The 19,399-nt window shown below is 40.7% G+C and carries 15 protein-coding genes; 3 read left to right on the top strand and 12 right to left on the bottom strand.

From position 1 onward, the window contains the following. Positions 1-158: 158 nt before the first annotated feature. Positions 159-749: a YsnF/AvaK domain-containing protein gene (locus I6E84_RS01945; RefSeq protein WP_197215763.1), complete on the top strand. Its 591-nt coding sequence runs from the start codon at positions 159-161 to the stop codon at positions 747-749. A gap of 213 nt (positions 750-962) precedes the next feature. Here I6E84_RS01945 and I6E84_RS01940 read toward each other — a convergent pair whose 3' ends face one another. Together I6E84_RS01940 and secA are read right to left on the bottom strand one after the other, a co-directional pair. After that, positions 963-1,232 carry a hypothetical protein gene (locus tag I6E84_RS01940; RefSeq protein ID WP_197215761.1) on the bottom strand — a complete coding sequence of 90 codons (270 nt, stop codon included), beginning with the start codon at positions 1,230-1,232 and terminating at the stop codon, positions 963-965. A gap of 260 nt (positions 1,233-1,492) precedes the next feature. Continuing rightward, positions 1,493-4,282, bottom strand: coding sequence for a preprotein translocase subunit SecA (secA, locus tag I6E84_RS01935; RefSeq protein ID WP_197215760.1), 2,790 nt, complete (start codon positions 4,280-4,282; stop codon positions 1,493-1,495). 588 nt (positions 4,283-4,870) lie between these two features. On the opposite strand from secA, the gene mutS reads away from it, so the two are divergent. Continuing rightward, the gene (gene mutS / locus I6E84_RS01930) at positions 4,871-8,005 is read left to right on the top strand and encodes a DNA mismatch repair protein MutS (protein WP_197215759.1); all 3,135 of its coding nucleotides are present in this window, start codon (positions 4,871-4,873) and stop codon (positions 8,003-8,005) included. Positions 8,006-8,097: 92 nt separating this feature from the next. After that, a complete protein-coding gene (gene fdxA, locus I6E84_RS01925; RefSeq protein ID WP_110921842.1) occupies positions 8,098-8,421 on the top strand; it encodes a ferredoxin FdxA in 324 nt (107 codons plus the stop codon). A gap of 111 nt (positions 8,422-8,532) precedes the next feature. Here the strand turns inward: fdxA and tfpZ are convergent, their stop codons facing one another. The 10 genes from tfpZ to I6E84_RS01875 all read right to left on the bottom strand — a co-directional run bounded on the left by tfpZ (position 8,533) and on the right by I6E84_RS01875 (position 19,077). Continuing rightward, positions 8,533-9,270 (bottom strand): TfpX/TfpZ family type IV pilin accessory protein, encoded by a 738-nt coding sequence (gene tfpZ, locus I6E84_RS01920; protein WP_197215758.1) that lies wholly within the window; start codon positions 9,268-9,270, stop codon positions 8,533-8,535. Positions 9,271-9,368: 98 nt separating this feature from the next. Continuing rightward, on the bottom strand, positions 9,369-9,818 hold the full coding sequence (locus I6E84_RS01915; protein WP_197215757.1) for a pilin: 450 nt from the start codon (positions 9,816-9,818) through the stop codon (positions 9,369-9,371). 98 nt (positions 9,819-9,916) lie between these two features. Next, positions 9,917-10,348: a pilin gene (locus I6E84_RS01910; RefSeq protein ID WP_197215756.1), complete on the bottom strand. Its 432-nt coding sequence runs from the start codon at positions 10,346-10,348 to the stop codon at positions 9,917-9,919. Between the two features lie 611 nt (positions 10,349-10,959). Beyond that, entirely contained in the window at positions 10,960-11,424 is a 465-nt protein-coding gene (locus I6E84_RS01905; RefSeq protein ID WP_320158616.1) for a type IV pilin protein, read from the bottom strand. Beyond that, positions 11,424-11,975 (bottom strand): type IV pilin protein, encoded by a 552-nt coding sequence (locus I6E84_RS01900; RefSeq protein ID WP_320158615.1) that lies wholly within the window; start codon positions 11,973-11,975, stop codon positions 11,424-11,426. Before I6E84_RS01900 ends, I6E84_RS01905 begins: the two co-directional genes overlap by 1 nt. Before the next feature lie 13 nt (positions 11,976-11,988). Continuing rightward, the gene (locus tag I6E84_RS01895) at positions 11,989-16,095 is read right to left on the bottom strand and encodes a PilC/PilY family type IV pilus protein (RefSeq protein WP_227681265.1); all 4,107 of its coding nucleotides are present in this window, start codon (positions 16,093-16,095) and stop codon (positions 11,989-11,991) included. 44 nt (positions 16,096-16,139) lie between these two features. Then, the gene (locus tag I6E84_RS01890; protein ID WP_197215755.1) at positions 16,140-17,006 is read right to left on the bottom strand and encodes a pilus assembly protein PilX; all 867 of its coding nucleotides are present in this window, start codon (positions 17,004-17,006) and stop codon (positions 16,140-16,142) included. 15 nt (positions 17,007-17,021) lie between these two features. Further along, complete coding sequence (locus I6E84_RS01885; protein WP_197215753.1) at positions 17,022-18,005, bottom strand: PilW family protein; 984 nt, start codon at positions 18,003-18,005, stop codon at positions 17,022-17,024. After that, positions 18,005-18,571, bottom strand: a complete 567-nt coding sequence (locus I6E84_RS01880) for a prepilin-type N-terminal cleavage/methylation domain-containing protein (protein ID WP_197099751.1) — start codon at positions 18,569-18,571, stop codon at positions 18,005-18,007. The genes I6E84_RS01885 and I6E84_RS01880 overlap by 1 nt, the downstream gene beginning before the upstream one ends. Then, a complete protein-coding gene (locus I6E84_RS01875) occupies positions 18,571-19,077 on the bottom strand; it encodes a Tfp pilus assembly protein FimT/FimU (RefSeq protein ID WP_320158614.1) in 507 nt (168 codons plus the stop codon). Before I6E84_RS01875 ends, I6E84_RS01880 begins: the two co-directional genes overlap by 1 nt. Positions 19,078-19,399: the final 322 nt, after the last annotated feature.

Genomic DNA, 19,399 nt, shown 5'->3' with positions numbered 1-19,399 from the left:
AGATATTTACTTAATAACTTAAGATCAGAGCATGTCTCTGGTCTTTTTTTGCTAATGAGTCTGACAAAATTAATGATAACGTTAAATCAACCAAACTTCTTAATATTGACGCTCCATTAGCTGTATAACTATAAATACTGCCCACTTATAAGGAAATTATGATGACGATTGATAACAATAATAAATTTCACAAAGACAGCACCCATGATGAGCAAGTCATATTATCTAATCAAGAACGTGATATCAAAAATATCGGTAATGGCGATACGGATGGCTACTTAGAACTATTAGAAGAACGTCCTGTCATCAACAAGGAACGCCTAGATGTAGGCAAAGTAACCGTCACCAAACATGCACGCACCAAAACCATTGATGTACCTATTGAGCTCGTAGAAGAGTATATTACTATTCGTACTGAATACCATGATGCAGACAGTCAGGATCTGTTATCTGGTGATTACGATAAGCAGGACATACTGCGTCATGTTGAGCCATCACTTGATAGTAAAGCCGTCGTCACTGTCAACGGTAAGCAAATTGAAATTGGTGATGAACCTATCGAAATAGTCTTATCTCGCCAAGTAGCCACTATTACCAAAGATACTTATGTTATCCAAGAAGTCGATATCAGCAAGACCACCCATAAGCATACCGACACTATCCAAGTAGCGCTTAAGCATGAAGAGTTAGATGTGACGGAAGAAGGGTTTTTAGAACATGAGTCTGAATCTGGTACTACAAATAAATAATGTCTGACCAATTTCCCAAAAATTAGAGATAAAAAAAGCAACGATAACGTTGCTTTTTTTGACGGCTATCATTGATTCACTTTATACAAGATGATGTATTTCTGGGATACATTTATTAAAACCTTTAGCGATCTTTATATGCAGCAATTGAAGAAAACTTATACTGAAAGTGCATCGTGACAGTCATGATTGTCTTATTTTGCACTACTATGTCTAGTTAACATCACTATCGCTATCTTCATCTACCGAAATAACACTACCCTCTTCGACTTCATCTACAGACGTATCTGATGTATCGATGATTATATTATTAGGTTCAGCAGGTTCGGCAGACATCGGCACCGTTTCTTCAGTATCGGCACCATGCGCCATGTCTACGTCTGTCTCTGATTTTTGCTGACAGGCACTGATAGATAGAACACCTGCAAGCAGTGCGCTCAACACGACTGAGCCACGTAACCGTTTTAATAACTCTACACTCATAACACACTCCCAAATAAACATGTTAAACACTATAGCCTTTCAATAAATTCACGCCTATGCCGAATTTGTAAGCAATCAATACAGCATAACTGAGAATTTTAATAGAGTCAGCTTTACTATCGAAAAATTATAGAATGATACTAGTGGCTACGAAAAAGCCCCTATCCGCTTCAGATAAGGGCATTTCATAATACGCGACTAATACATCACTACTAATGCTCAAATACCCATGTTTGATATGTATTTATGGATAATCGAAACTATATTTTCCCATGACATTGTTTGTACTTGAGGCCTGAACCACAAGGACAAAGTGCATTACGACTGATATTTGAGCCAGCATATGGATTTGGTTCATCATCACCTGCTATAGCACCACTCACACCAGCTGCTGCAACACCGCCACCTAGAGTACTACTTTGGGCTTGAGCCTGACCAGCGGCTCTATTTTCGTTGCTATCTAGGTTATCCACACCATCATGCTCGAACTGCATTTGCATATGAGCGGCATTTTCACGCTGCTGAATCTCTAACGCTTCTAACTCTTCTTTGGTTGGAATATGTACACGTGATAAGTCTTGTACAGTTTCAGACTTAATAGCACCAAGCATCATTTGGAATAACTCAAACGATTCACGCTTATATTCTTGCTCAGGGTTTTTCTGTGCATAGCCACGTAGATGAATACCTTTACGGAGCTGATCCATCTGTGTCAAATGCTCTTTCCAGTGTTTATCTAAACTCTGGAGCATAAAGTGGCGCTCAAGCTGAGCTGCGTCTTGTTCACCCATCTGATCACGACGACCATGATAACGCTCTAACGCTGTTTGGACGATTTTTTCACGCAAACCTTCTTCATCTAAGCGGCGATCTTCATCAAGCCAATCATTAATCGGCATTGAGATTTTGAACTCGTCTTCTAGCTCATCCTCTAACCCGTCGACATTCCATTGGTCATCAATAGATCCCGGCGGAATAAACTGATTGATCATCGCGTTGTAGACTTCACGATGCATCACTTCAAGAGCATCAAGCAAATCCATCTCTGCCAATAAATCATCACGTTGACCATAGATAACTTTACGCTGCTCATTGGCAACATCATCATATTTCAGCAAGTTTTTACGAGCATCAAAATCGCGGCTTTCTACTTTACCCTGCGCGTTCTCAATTGATTTGGACACCATTTTGTGTTCAATGGCTTCATCTTCTTTGAGACCCATCGCACGCATCATATTGACCACGCGATCGCCTGCGAAGATGCGCATGAGATCATCTTCTAATGACAAGAAAAAGCGCGACATACCAGGGTCACCCTGACGACCAGCACGGCCACGTAGCTGATTATCAATACGGCGTGATTCATGACGTTCAGAACCAATGATATGCAAACCACCCGCTGCTACCACTTGGTCATGCTTAACTTGCCACTGGGCTTTTAGGCGCTGCATTTCTTCAGGGCTGACAGAATCAATATCTTCAATAAACGACTGCCAGTTACCACCAAGGATAATATCGGTACCACGACCTGCCATGTTGGTCGCGATAGTGACAGATTTTGGGCTACCTGCCTGTGCGATAATCTCAGCTTCACGCTCATGCTGCTTGGCATTCAAGACGTTATGTTTGACGTTTTCTTGATCCAATAAATAAGACAACTCTTCACTGGCTTCAATCGTCGCCGTACCAACCAATACTGGTGCGCCTTTGGCTTGAATCTCTTTGATTTCGCGGATGATGCCTTTGTATTTCCCTAACTTGGTTAAGAAAATCTGGTCATCCATATCAATACGAGCAATCGGCTCATGCGTTGGAATGACGATGACATCTAGATCATATGTAGACTTAAATTCTGCCGCTTCAGTATCAGCAGTACCCGTCATACCTGATAGCTTTTCATACAGACGGAAGTAGTTCTGGAATGTGGTGGTCGCAAGCGTTTGGTTTTCTGCTTGAATTTCAGCGTTTTCTTTGGCTTCTACCGCTTGATGCAGACCTTCTGACCAGCGACGACCAGGCATCGTACGACCAGTATTTTCATCAACGATGACCACTTCGCCTTCATCGACGATGTAATGAACGTTTTTAACAAACACATGATGGGCACGAATAGCTGCCTGTACGTGAGCCAATAACGGCAGACGGCTTGGGCTATATAAACTTTCATTTTCGCCAAGTTCACCGACTTCGATTAAGAAACGCTCGATTTTTTCATAGCCTTTTTCACTAATCTCAATCTGACGGTTCTTTTCATCAATCCAGAAATCTTCTTCTTCGTTATTCTTATTGGCTTCTTCATCTTTTGAACGAATAAGTACCGGAATAATCGTATTAATTAGCGCATACATACGTGACGAATCTTCGGCTTGGCCTGAAATAATCAACGGCGTACGTGCTTCATCAATTAAGATAGAGTCAATTTCATCAATAATACAGAAGTTTAGCGCGCGCTGTTTTTTCTCTTCTAACTTAAATACCATGTTATCGCGTAGGTAATCAAAACCGTATTCGTTATTGGTACCATAAGTAATATCGGCTTGGTAAGCGGCGATTTTTTCTTGTGGTGGCTGCTGCGAATAAATAACGCCAACCGTCATACCCAAAAATCCAAACAACGGACGGTTTAATTCAGCATCACGCGCAGCCAAGTAATCATTGACCGTGACCAGATGTACACCTTTACCGCTGATGGCGTTTAGGTACATAGCCAAGGTACCCATCAAGGTTTTACCTTCACCAGTCTTCATCTCAGCGATTTTGCCTTCGTGCAAGGTGATACCACCGATCAGCTGCACATCGTAGTGACGCATACCATTGACACGTAGTGATGCTTCGCGGCAGACGGCAAAAGCTTCTGGCAATAATGCATCTAAGCTCTCACCGTTTTGATGACGTGCTTTAAACTCTGCGGTTTTTTGCTGTAATTGCTCATCAGACAGGGCTTGTATTTCGGCCTCTCGTGCGTTGATTTTGCTGACCACTTTACGCATGCGTTTCAATTCACGCTCGTTTTTAGTGCCAACGACACTGCCTATAATCTTTGATAACATAATTTTTTGACCTATGGAAATATTCGATAATTAGTGCGCATTAGCCAACGCTTAGCTCGCTGCCTTGTCATTATCCGGCTAACTATAGTCAAAGAAGTCTAAAACAGCTACAAGACAGCCAACTGCAGATAGTACAAGTCGTACATCTAAGGAGGGTAACGCCGTAGCTATTTAGTGGTTCTCTGACTATACCACTCAATGAAGTATCGCCTAATGAAGTATTGCCCAATTAAGTGTGACGCCATTATATATGGTTATGGTGCTGATGGATACAAGGGCAACGAGTAGATATTTGCCAACATAAAAGCTCAGTAGGACGTGTTAAAATGATGCTTGCACACTCAAATCTATTGAATTTATTAGGGTGTAATTCACCCGTTATGACCCATTATAAACGAAGGCTTTTAGTACGATTCAACCAAAATCATAAGAACTCATTATCTAATACTTTTTTCATTTATTCTTTGATGTAATACCTAGATCTAATATTTAATCCTGCTTATCTAATGCTCATTTACTGAAAATCATCAATAAAAATTCATTTAATGTTTAAGCACCATTTATATTTAAAACTATAAGAGACTCTGCATGACCGTTAAACCATCCGTTCAAAACTCTAATACCTCAAAACTTAATTTATCAACAGATACTGCTTCAAAGAAAGGTGGCTCTAAAGATAATTCTGAGCCATTAACTACTGACCATTTAATGATAGGCGATAGTGTTTATAACTTGGCCGATCATACGCCGATGATGGTGCAATATCTAACCATGAAAGCCAACTATCCACAAGCGCTGCTGCTGTACCGGATGGGTGATTTTTATGAGCTGTTTTTTGATGATGCCAAGCGCGCAGCACATATATTAGATATCACGCTCACTCGCCGTGGTACGGATAAAGCTGGCAACACAATTGCCATGGCAGGTGTGCCGTTCCATGCTGCCGATAGCTATATGGCACGATTAATCGCTGCTGGGCAGACAGTTGTCGTCTGTGAGCAAATTGACGAATCAACCACTGACAGTACGAGTAACAAACCCAATGCCCCTACGATAGGCGATAAGCAAAAGAAAGACAAAAGCAAATCTACTGCTGGCGGTATCATGCGCCGCGAAGTGGTTAAGACTTTGACAGCAGGAACCATTACTGATGATGCATTAATTGCGCCAAATCATACGCCTACTGTCGTCGCCATTGATATTGCCATACCTAGAGCGAATAGCAAACAGCCTCTGCAAGCTGCCATTAGCCAAATGGACTTGGCTGCTGGAACGTTGACCACGCAAACCCTCAGTGCGGATCACGATGATATCGAAGGTTTGCAAACTCAAATGCTGACGGTACTCGCACGCTTTGCTCCTAGTGAATGCATCATTAGTGAAGCACTCAGCGATAGTATTGGCGATACTGATGCAGCGTGGATATTATGGTTACGTCAAAATCTTGACTGCCCTATTATAGAAGTCGCTGCCAATGACTTTCATCCTGAGCATGCCAGCTCGACCTTATGCCAGCAATTTGAGGTACAACGTCTCGATGGATTGGGTATTAGTGATGCAGCACTGGCTCAATCTAGCTGTGCAGCGCTCATTCATTATGCACGGCAAACGCAGCAACGCCATGTACCACAACTCAATCAGTTAATCGTAGAATACAACGACGACTATCTGATTATTGATGCCAATAGCCAACAGAATCTTGAGCTGTTTACGCCTGTTAGCAGCAACGGAACTTCATTGATATCCATATTAAATCATTGCCAGACTCCAATGGGTAGACGATTGCTAGTACAACAAATGAAGCGCCCACTCCGTCAACATGCGCGTATCAATATGCGTTTGGACGCGATAGCATCTCTATTGAATACAGAGGGTCATTCAACCCAACCTGCTCAAAGCTCAAAAGATAGCTCACTGGTGACAAACTTACGCGAGACGCTACATGCCATCGGCGATGTTGAGCGAATCAGTAGTCGCATCGGTCTGATGAGCGCTAAGCCCCGCGATTTACGTAAACTTGCTGATGGCATTGCCAGTAGCAACCAACTGACGACCTTACTCAATGAATCAGGTATTAGCCATGAGCATGCTGGTCTATTACCGATGCTTATGCAACAACTGCCAGCTCAGTTACCTGCCATACAATCCGTAGCAGAGCTGATAGAGCGAGCCATCGTCATAGAACCACCTGCCCATATTCGAGATGGTGGCATGCTCGCCGCTGGCTATGATGAAGAGTTTGATCGCCTGACCCATTTACATGACAATATCCAAGTGACTTTGGATGAAATGGTCGAGCGCGCCCGTCAAGATAGCCAACTGCCCAGTCTAAAAGTTGGCTTTAATAAAGTCAGCGGCTTTTATTTCGAGTTGCCCAAAATGCAGGCGAAAAATGCACCAGCGCACTTTATTCGTCGGCAAACGCTTAAAAGCAGCGAACGCTTTATCACGGATGAATTAAAAGAAGTCGAAACCGAATACCTAAGCGCACAGACGCTAGCATTAACTCGGGAAAAACAGTTGTATCAAGAGCTATTAACCGTCTTGAGCAGTCATTTAGCCGAACTGCAACAGCTTAGCGCCGCCATCGCGCAGATAGATGTGCTGAGTAATTGGGCGCAGCTCGCTTTGGATTATAACTGGCAGCGTCCAGTGATGAGTAACGACTCAGAACACACTATAGCTACTCGCAATCAGACCAGTATCGATATCAAACAAGGTCGTCATGTCGTCGTTGAAGCAGCCTTACAGCCAATGAATAGCGTTACTCAAAGTAAGGCAAAACACGCTACCCAGTTCGTTGCCAATGATTGTATTCTTGGTCAAACAGTAGGCAGCAATGAAAACGCTGAGCGATTACTAATGATTACTGGTCCTAATATGGGTGGCAAGTCTACTTATATGCGCCAAACAGCACTGATTGTTCTACTCGCTCATTGTGGTAGCTTCGTCCCAGCGGCGAGTGCTCATATCGGCGATATCGACCGTATTTTTACCCGTATTGGTTCAGCTGATGACTTGGCGGGCGGTAAGTCGACCTTTATGGTGGAGATGATCGAAACCGCTAATATTCTCAATCAGGCGACAGATAAGTCGTTGGTATTAATGGACGAAGTCGGACGCGGTACGGCCACCACTGACGGTCTGGCCATCGCCCACGCCTGTGTCAATCGCCTAGTCAAGATTGGCTGCCTGACATTATTTGCCACTCATTATTTTGAACTGACGCAATTGGCGCAAAATGCTGAAAAACGTCAAGCTAGCATACGCAATGTCCATGTTGCGGCCAGTGAGATCGATGGTCAGTTACTACTACTCCATCAAATCCGTGAAGGTGCAGCAAGCTCTAGCTTTGGACTGCATGTGGCAAAGATGGCTGGCATCCCCACTCAAGTGCTGAATGATGCTAAACGCTACTTATTAGATAACTTAACGGCAGATAATGTAAAGTTAGATGATCTAAAAGCAGAAAACGAACAACCTATTGATGATAAAAATGACTTAGCTAAGTCAGTAAAGGATAAACGTGAACAACATTACAATAGTATTGATAGTGCTGAAATCGACAAGGTAGACATGCAAACTAAAAACCTAGAAGTTATTTCACAACAAAATCAGTTGTTTAGCTTGCAGGATGAACTGCGCACAATTGATCCTGACAGCCTAACACCCAAGCAAGCACACGATTTACTTTATCATCTAAAGAAAATCATTAGTCATTAAAGGGAATTGTCAATTAGGCGTAAAGGCGTTAAAATACGCTTTATTTTAATCTATTCTATTTAGCCCTAAGCCAATAACAGGTAGACATCACTATGACCTTTGTCGTTACAGATAACTGCATCCTTTGCAAATACACCGACTGTGTAGAAGTCTGTCCTGTGGACTGCTTTTATGAAGGTCCAAACTTCCTCGTCATCGATCCCGATGAGTGCATCGACTGCGCGCTATGCGAGCCTGAATGTCCTGCCAATGCCATCTTTTCAGAGGATGAAGTACCGAAAAGCCAAGAGATGTTTACCCAACTTAATGAAGAGTTGGCACAAAAATGGCCGAATATCACTGAGATGAAAGATCAGTTGCCAGAAGCTGCAAAGTGGGATGGTGTGGAAGGTAAGATTCAGTATTTAGAGAAGTAACTGATTCTTCAAGACAGCTTCATCTGTCTTGAAGAAATAAAAAACCACCTAATGACCCTCAAATAAGAGAGCTGTTAGGTGGTTTTTTATTGGCTTGCTATTTACTTCTTACTAAGGGCGTAAATCTACAATATCTACAATACTATTATCATCTATTAATACGACCATATCCTGCCCATAAGCTTTTAGCGGTAGCCATGCTTTCGCAGATGGATATTTACTAGTTATAGTATCAACACTTACTTTAGAATTAGTTTTATATAAGCTACTAAAGTCGCTTCTCTGACGGTTGATAGTTTCCCATTGATCAGCCATGGGTTCATATAGATTTGGCTGCATACTTGGTGCAACACCTGTTTCGAGCTCTACGAATAATCTATCATTTTTTTGTTCAATATTTTCTATAGGTTTAACCGCTACAAATTTTGGCTTTCCCCATCCTAATGTATTATAAGGAGCTGATGCTTGCTCTATGCTCTCTACAGGGATATGGTTAGCTTGTACCACTTCAAAACGGATAGTATCAAAGGCGATATATACAGGTCTACTAATCGCGATATTATATATGCCATAGATAAATGCAGCGAGCTGCAAGACAATAATGACGGCTAAATCAAACTTTAAGGATTTCTTATCTTTTTTGGCAATAATAAAGGTTAATAGAGGCCCTAAAATGACATCAATACCTAGCATCATAATAAATATATGAGTCACACCTACCGCTTTGGCTAGCGGTGCAGGATGCCATACTATAAATACTAGATATAGACTTACCAAAGCAATCAAGACAGAGGTAACTAAGTGAAGACCAAATACTTTAAAACGAAATTTTAGAGAGGAATTTAACATGATTTATATCGATATTTTGAGCACAAATAATTTAGAAATAGAATCATCATAAATAATTTATGAAGGTTCCAAGCAGATAGGAAATAGTATTAACTGTTTTAATCTTGGCAGCTAACTGGCAGTTTATCTACACCCACTGTACCACTACAAACCCATTTCATAGCTTGTTGATCGTTAGCAGTATTTATTTCAGGCGTCATTACCAATGTTTTACCTGCTACGTTTCCCGCATCAAAGTTGACAGTGATAACACCTGTATCTGCTGTAATACTTACCCCATTTGTCGCGACATACTTTCCATCAAGAGTGTTAGCCTGTTGACCCATATCACCTGTAACGGCAACATCAGCTGCATTGGGGAAACGTTTATGTTCCCACAGATGTAGGCCAATCTCACTACGCAGACTGTCTGATATCATAAAACCCTCGACTACCTGTGCACGTCCTACATGAATCAAATAATTAGGTATCGCAATAGCAGCTAAGATCCCAATGATAGCAATGACAATCATTAGCTCAATTAGAGTATAACCTGTTACATGTGTCATGATGGCCCCTTTATTGAAGAAAGTCTGTTAAAAAAAAGCCCTAGCAATAATGGCTAGGGCTTTTTTTCATTTAGAGTACTAGCAAATTATACTAACTATTACTGACAGCTAGTTGGAAGATACTTAACATCTAAACCACTACAGGTCCAACCAGCAATTTGAGTGTTACCAGCATTTTCATCGGGAGTCAAAATCATAGTATCACCACTATGAACTCCACTATCAAAAGTAACGTTAATAACACCAGTGTCTGGAGTCAAAACTACACCACCTGCAGGAAAGTATTTACCTTCCAGTAATAAGGCTGAAGTTACAGCTGTAGACCCTGCAGCAGGGAATGCTGCATCTTCTGAGTATACCACACCAACTTCTGACCGAGTTCCGGCGGTTGCTGATAACCCTTCTGATGCCTGCGCACGTCCTGTATAATCTTGATATGCAGGGATAGCGATCGCTGCTAGGATACCGATAATAGCGATAACGATCATTAATTCGATTAAGGTAAAACCTTTTTGGATATTAGCGTTCATAGTACGTCCTTTAGAGTAAGGTGATAACAAATCGATTGATACGCTATGCGGTATCACTATCTGCTATCTATTATAGATAATGTGGGTGTCAGTCTAAGTTAGTAACTTATCCTACTGACTGTCTTATTATTATTGTTGCAGGTAATGTGCCAACTTTTTAGTTTGTATTTATCTTTTACTATAGAAATATTGCTACTGATATTAAAATCCATTTACAAATATCGATTACCTATAGCTTGTGATCGCTTAACTTCCAGTGTGCGAAGGTATAATAAACAAAGTGTTAAATGCAATTTACTCTGAGCTTAATATTGTAGGTAGCAGCCATAAAGTGGTATATTAAGCTAGTGACAATTTTTGTCTACTCATTATTGTTACAGTTAAATTGCTGAAATTTGTCAGTTTAATTGATATTTAGTTGTATGAGGTAAGTAAGCATGACGTTTTTTGTCAAAGAGTAAGAGCAAACTTTATATCATTGATGACATAATACAAAAAAGGCTGCCCTAGAAAAAATTTCTAGGGCAGCCCGTAAAGTATCGTAAGTAAAACTTATTTGCATTAGGTAAAATTATTGAAGCTTTGAAGCCAACCATGTGTACGTTACTAACTTATTCGTTCCAACTGTTGTCTGTACCACATTTTGCATCTACACCAATCACACGACATCTGATACCCTGGTTATTTAAATCAAGGCTACCATCGTTAGCCATCTGAGTATTGACTTTTGGAGTAGCAGTGATTAACCATTGGGCTGTTAAAGGATCCGGGTTGATAGTAACATCGTATAGTGCGGTGCCTTGTCTAGGATATTCGATAGCAAAGTCTGTACGGATATCAGCACTAATGGTATTGTAACTGCCTTGAGCCAGTTTACGACTCTCAATCTCTGAGGCGATATTTTGCATCTCACTCATCATATCAGTGCGTTTTGTTTTGATAACATATTGCTGATAACTTGGATAAGCAATGGCAGCTAGCACACCAATGATAGCAACAACTATCATCAGCTCGATCAAAGTAAAGCCTCGCTGCTGTATCAAAGAGTACTTAGATGTTTTATTGACCATAAACATTACCATTTTTCCTCACCAACACCACAGTCAGTCGATGCGCTAGTAACCGTTCTATCTGTGCTTTTGCACTGTACGCCTGTACTCGTAGTCATAATAATTTGAGCATTTGAGTTTTCAAATGCTGCATTTGGCTCTGCCAACATACGCCATGAGTTACCTGCGGTAGAGTAGGCCGTACTCGTAGGTGCCAAACTATTTCCTGTACTACCATCTACGAGGGTAATCCGATAATCAAAGTCTAGATTATCACTGCCTTCTGGGACATATACTATTGTATTAGTAACTGTATCATCATAGCCATGACTGATCGACCCGTCACTTGCCAATTTCCTTGGTTGAAAGCCTTTGTAGGTCAGTGCAGTAGCACGCCAACGGTTTAGTTCTATTTCTAACTGCTGCATACTCGCTTGCGCTTGCGACTCAGCATTTCTCACCACATACTGTCGATAAGACGGAATGGCAATAGCGGCTAAAATAGCCACTATCATAATGACTACCATCAGCTCAATAAGGGTAAATCCAGACTGACTTTTTAATATTTTCATATTCATGCGATGCCCCCTATTAATCTACTTCATACCATGTTTTTGGCTGTAGAGTGAAGCGATCATTGAATATGTACTCACCAGCTGTTCCATCACCGAGGATTTGATCAGAAGCGTTCAGGCTTTGACTTTCATCAATAGGGCTATCACCACCTTTACTCGAATCAGTGCCAAAATCAACTCTATCTTGGGTACGTTCAGTTAATGTCCGCGTACCAATAAGTAAACGCTGATTAGACAATGTTGAACTACGAGGGCCTAGTGTTAACTCTTGGATACCTTGACCTGCTCTAGCGAATCCGCCTGTACCGTTTTCAGACGTGTCATCTATACAGATACCATAAGGCAAGCAGTAAAGTTGTCGCTCTGAGCCACCAACGATTTGTGCTGTACAAGAATCTGTGGTTCCATAACTCATATCTGGATTATATACGGTGGTATATAGGAAGTTACTGATCACTTCTGATTTACCAATACCCTTGGTATATCTAACATTGTTATAACCATCAAAACGGTTAAGTGGATAATACCAACCTTGGCTTGCACCCGCTCTCATCGTATCGATCACTGCATTTTTCTGAGCAGATGTATAACCATCTACTGGCTGAGCACCTATAGCAGATGGCAAAGCAGTTAATGCTGCATCATTTAAATCAACGACATCCTGATTGCCACTTGTCGTCGCAAAATCACCTGCATAGAAGATAGCGTCCGCTTTGGTCACATCATTATCGATGATGCCATATAGTCGATCAGATTTTGTAGTATCACGTATTTTAGATAAAGGTGAGCTGCGATCGCCTGAAATAGCATTCACTAAAGCAAATAATGTATTGTTCACCGAGTTACGATAAAAGCTCACAACAGGACGCTCATAAAAACGATAATTGTATTTTGTATCATTGCCTGTGTATGCACTGGCTAGCACACGGGTAACTCTTGTATTAGTAAACGAGCTCTCAGGTGATGCTGTTCCTGATGTAACAGGCCTAACAAAACCTGCATTGGTAAAGTCTGCACGAAATATTTGACCACCTAAATCTGCAAAATAGAGATGATCCATAAAACCATCATTATCACGGTCTAGGGTAGTAACACCAGCGACGATACTGTTTGTCATACTACTAACTGTTCTTGATGCAGTACTGTCACTAGAAGCAGACCATATCAAATCTCCTGTATTGGCATTGATGATATAAACAGCATTGCCTTTGGCCGAAGATTTATTCGAACAAGTACCTAGTGCTGTATCGATGACGCCAACCTGAAAACTTTCATTTTCGTAACACGTATCATAGCCACCACCAAACACCAATACATCTGTACCAGTATCAGTCTCGCTGGTTTTTATTTTTGCTTCAGTAGGCTTTGACCAAATTTGCCCCATTCGACTAAAGTTAGATGTCGCTGGAGTGATAGAAAACAGCATACTAGGGTTGTCTGGATCATGAAGATCTATGCCATAAAAAGCTTCACCACCTAGACGTAGGCCACCATAAGCAAAAAGGCCTTTATCATTAGTAGTATCAATATCAACTCTTAAGTTGGGGAAATCATATTTATAATCAGCAGTCACTAGCCATGGCGCATCGATACCGAAATTTGGTGACCCTATATCAGTCTTCGTTGCATCTTTAACGAGACCAGCTGATTTGCTTGAGTCTTTTAGTATCTCTCTTGGGATAATAACGAATCTCTCTCTGCCACCATCACCTGTCGCACTATAATCGTCTGCATCTACTAAATGTAGACCACCTTCAGTAGAACCAAATAGTACATAATCATCACGTTGGTCGGTGACTTTGCCATCTGCATCTAAAGTGGCAGAATAGGAGACTGATGCTGGTGTTGAATGTACTGTTGCACCAACAACTTTGATTGGTACTGAAGCATTAGCAGTTGTCAATGTCATGTTTTTGACAAGCGTCGCTGTGCTAGGAAGGGTATCAAATCCTAAAAAGTTAAGTAACTTTCTTAAAGTATCTTCAGAGTAAGTCGCTGAGTCATTAAACGTAGTACTCGACAAAGGCGTATTATCTAAAGTCACTTTCCCTGCATTATTCACACCGAATTTTCTCAATACCGTAGCATCAGCATCGGTAGTATTAACAGTCGTACTTCTCAAATCTTCTACATATAGAGCTCTGACTGTAGAGACGCCCGTCGTTGGTGTATTAAGTCGTGCATAAAACCCACCAGATTCCACACTGTTATTAGCATTAGGGTAATCCCTATCTGACCATAGATCTTGAGTTGCTGGATCTAACTCCCCTGCTACATTTTCGAACAACTTTCTGTTATTTTGACCATACAGCGTACCTTCATTTAAGCTATATTTTTTCATGTTGCCATTCCAGATTACTGAATTTTCAGCGACCTTGGACTGCAAGGTTGGATAATAAGCAACCGCGAGCTGGCTATCAGCACGATATGGATCATCAGGAATGATAATAGTACCTGAAGGAGTAGATGGTAATTCTTGATTCAAGTCACTGACAAAAGCGATAATACTATTGACAATATCATCTGTAGACTGTGCTGAGTAAAACCCACCTTCACCGAAGCCGCCAACACCAGGCAATTCATTATGAGACTTTTCACCCCAGTTACACGCATTTTTTGCATCTATGTTTGTGATATTTTCACAATTATAAAAATCACGATTGGCTGTAACACCAGTTGTTGGGTTAGCATAAGATAGATTGCGAATAACTCGACTTCCTATCGGCTTAGCTGCATCTGTGGTTTTATTAACATCAAACACTGAACCAAAGCCAACGACTGCAGTATAAATCTCTCTATCCGTGCCTAAAGGGTTAATCGTCGGATCACGTAAAGCTTTAGCAAATGCGCCAACTTCAGGCATACCATTACTACTTTGACTGCCACTTGGTAGCGTAGTTGCTGGTATAGTAAATGTAGTAGAACCTAAAGCAGATTTCATCAAAGGTAAAGGATTGGGAGAGCTATTTGGCTCACCATCTGTTAAGAAATATATTCCTCGTCCATCACAACTAGAAGGCGAAGAAAGTGGACTAATATAGTCAGTGATCAATTTTGAATCTGTGGCAGATTTAGCAAAACCGCTATAACCTAACTGTTCTGTAGTTTGTGTATATTCTCTAGATAGGCAGGTAAGAGAGCTATTATTTTGACATGGTGCAACAGTAGAACCAAAAGTAGTTGTTATATAAGAGTTGTTATTGTAATTTGAACAACTTAGACCACTGTTACTCCAACTTGTACACTGGTAGTATCTATTTTGATTGCCGTTAATCTTTACATACTCTTCTCTAAAGGAAACAACCAAAGCAGAAGTATTCTTACCTAGCATATAAGCACCGACCTCTGCATAGGCATTGGCTGTTGGTGTACCATTACTACCGATCAAAGGTGCAACAGCTGCTTTGATCGCATTACGTTGGGTTTGATCGAGCAGTCTTGCTGGTACCAATATCTTTCCACTAGTACCATCAGCACTTGTATAAGTGTTGTTGCTACCACTTTGGCTAGAGAACTGACCAATCCCAATAGATACCTTACTATTATCTATTTGAGTATTATTCATCAATGTAAATAGCGCATCTTTTAGGCGAGTTAATCGGTCATAGAACTTATCTTTATAGTAATACTTGTTACCACTACTAGAAGTTACAAAGCTGTACTCGTCGCCAATATTAGGATTGGCAATTGTTGTACTACAGATAGCGAAATTGTAACCATTATCACCAGAACCATCACTATCTCCGCAACGATACCATTGATTTTCAGGAGCAGGAGATAAGCGATAAAAATACCTATTACTAGTTGAGCAATATCTTCTAGTATAGCTTGGTGAAGTAGAAGAGTTTTCAGTTTGAACACTATTAGAAGAGATTCCTGAAGGCATATCACAAGCACCTGTCGAAACATTGGCAGCCATACTACCTGATGTATCTAGCATCATAGTAATAGTAGTCTTACCACCTTCAGCCGCTTTATATATCTCTAAATCACCGATTTTTTTGCCGGCTACATCTGCCTGTGATACAGGTATCACCATCATAGATGCCATGACGACGACTAAGTACTTTAGTGGTAACTCAAGCTTGTTGGATAATGGCAGTACGTTGTCAAGTCGTTTCATGACTTTTGTCCTTATATATAAGATAGAGCTAATGATTTATCGTACTAAGGTGTGGTTGAGAGCACACATTGAGTATCCAATGATCCTGATCCTGTACCAAATGGAATACATAAAGTAGAAGAAGAAACGTTTTCAACGTCCGCTTGCTCGTATAGCATTTTGCTTGGTGTAGTAGCCGCTAGCATGCAGTCATTTAGTGAGTTTTTTCCTGACGCTACATTAGCGCTAATGCTTGTTTTTGCAAAACAAGAACCCTCTGTATCTACAGGCTCACTATAAGATGGCAAAGCAGAAGTAGCTCGAATATCAAACTGATACTTTTTGCTTGTTCTATCCTCAACTTCTTTACCAAGAACCATATGTCCAAAAGCTTCTGCATCAGCAGCAGTAGGAGTTGTTGTTACACTTATTTGCGTAACAACAGTTTGTCTTGCGCTAGTATATCCATCTGCACTTGTGTAATCACATATACCATTATTTAGGCTACTCCAGTAACCACCCGTAGCTTGTCTCACTGTCGCATTTGCCGTCAGATATTTTTTCGTACGAGGATTAAAGCAATAGATAAACTCATTTTCTGAGTTTTCTTCATTTAATAAGAAGTGACCAAAAACTCCTGCCACACTAGTGACATCTAGGTACTCAGTAGATGTTGAACTACCATTAATCATCGCTTCTAACTTTTGGTTAGCACTATCAGACGACTGTAATAAGACAGTATTAATCTGATCACTGGTAGCAATCTTCAGATCTGTATTACTCTGTCTAACCGCTATAGCCCCTGCCAACATTATAAGAACCAGAAATAGTAGAACCACTACTAGCGTTGCACCTTGCTCAGTACTTCGATATGTCAAGCTAATATCGACATTTTTTGCTTTCAAATTTGATGGATAGTGGTAATGAGTCATTTTTGGTCTCTCTACTCAGGGTGATAAGCTAGTGCTGACATTTACTACACGTGCATTACGTAGTAAGGTCGTAGCCTCATAAGTCGAACGCACTTGTCTCGTACGATTAGCATCTGTCTTTAGATTGTTGTCTTGACCTAATAAAATAAATTCATCTTGGTCAGCACTACCTAATACAGCCGTGCTTCCATGTACAATAATGCCTACCTTAAGAGCTGTTATTGCTGGCCTATCTGTCGTGATAGCTAGATATGCGCTGCTGGGTAGATACATCACCTGTCCGGCATTAGCGCCACTAACTTCTTGTATACCTAATAAAACTTTAAACTGATCAGCATTAACGATGAACTCCTGACCTGCTTGGCCGAAACGACGTGAGTCCGTTGGTGTCGTGTCTATGCCACCAGCTTGATTAACACGTCCTGCATCACAGGCTAAGACTAAGTCTCTAATAATTCCAGTACTGCTCGCACCTGTCGCTTGACGTAAAAAATAACGTTCCACTACAATGTCATTCACCGCAACATCTGATCCTTCACAGTCACTCAAGGTATTGCCTGTAATATTAGTATATTGAATGGTTAGTTGATCACTGCCCACAGTAGTGTTTGAAACGCCTGTCCAACCATTAGTACCACTAGTACTATCACCAGCTCGTCTCGTCAAATAACCAGTATCGTTATAAGTCGCTGCTGTAATACCAAGATTAGCACCTGTTAATACAATGCCACCGTTTACAGTAGTACTATCAATCTGAGTAGAGGGATTGCCAAGATTCGCTAGTCGCATGTGTTTTTCTAGTTGCTGTAGTCCAAATACACTTGCATCCTGTAACTCGCTGCCACTCGCTTGGATACTACTGGTTTTTACATTAATTATATAAACTTGAATAACAGCAGCAGATACTATTAGACCAAGGACTAAGGAGATCATTAGCTCTATTAAAGTAAAACCTGCCTGATTGTAATGGCTATATTCACGGTTATGAGAAAATATCATCAGTAAGCCTCCATAATAAAGCACTCTGCACCATTCTTATAAGTACCATTTGCGTTGGCGCATGCATCTTCTGCAGTATTATCTAACGCAACGGTTGTGTCCCCCCAACTAGCTACAAAACACTGACGTTCTTGGTTACCCGATGTATCGGGGCAACCGCCTGGAACCATACCAACATTAATATCATTTTGGGCTGCATAAGATTTCATCAACAATCCATCACGCGTTGCAAGCTGGTCGATAGTACAACTGTCTGCTGCTACGGGAACAGTATCTGTATTTTTTATGCAGCTGTCCTTAGTTATACTAACACCGTCAATACTTATCGAATCCGAAGAACTATTTATAGCAGTTTTAAAAGCACTAATACCACTTGGATTAAGGCGCATCGTTTCAGCACCACCTCTCATGATGGTCAAAGATCGTGTGCGCATTAGACTCTCGTCTGTTGCTTTTATCGCTGACATTTGCATGGCACTAAATCCTAAAACAGCCACAGCTAGTAACAGTAATGACACCATCACTTCTATTAGTCCTACGCCTGCTTGCGTGCTTTTAGTATTCATCAACAGATCCCAGCATTCATAGTATTAACATTAGCAATTGTAGTGAGTTCTACTTGTTTAGGTGTCTCATCATCAGACCCGCTATCACAGATTGTATATAGGACTGTCGCGCTATTATCTATTGTCTTATTTGGTTTAAAAACAATGTTACTTACAGTAGACGGTGTAATCGTCTGAGTAACCGTACTCCTGTCACTGATATCGTAGCTAGATATATCGACATTATTAGCTTGCAGTGTAATCGTCTGAGGGCTAACAGTGTCATCATATATAACCGTTATATCTTGACGGCGGATAATACTTTCGACCTTAGCTTCTTTTAATGCAGTAAGTAGTGTCGAAGTAGTAGATTTCACACGCTGATTGGCAAACTGAGTATTCATACTAGGCGCCGCAATACTAACAATAATGGCAAGCACGGCAATGGTTACCATCAGCTCAATTAGAGTAAATCCGGAGCTGTTCATTCGTAAACTGATTGGTAGACTATTTGTAGATGCGTTCACATCAAATCCCTATTTATAACGGCCGTTGTCTGTCTGATAGCGATGCTAAACTCCGCTGAAAGCATTAATCATAGACTCATATTTTTATAGTGTTTTCGCTAAACTTTTTATGTTTATAGAACATAAAACCTGCAATTTTTATTCCACAATTTTTAGTTGCTTTCTAATAACGAAGTAATAGCAGATGCGTAAATAGTACAAGCTATCTAGAACTTATCATTTTTATCGTATTATTCAATTCAGCGGTGAGAGAAACGTTTCGTTGATAGCAAACAAATTACTATATACAGTTTTCACAATATAGCGCTAAGGTAACAAATTA

It is taken from the genome of Psychrobacter sp. SCQQ22 (assembly GCF_015864605.1).
GTDB lineage: Bacteria > Pseudomonadota > Gammaproteobacteria > Pseudomonadales > Moraxellaceae > Psychrobacter > Psychrobacter fozii.
The sequence above is the reverse complement of the archived record's forward strand: the minus strand, read 5'-3'. Positions and strand labels throughout refer to the sequence as shown.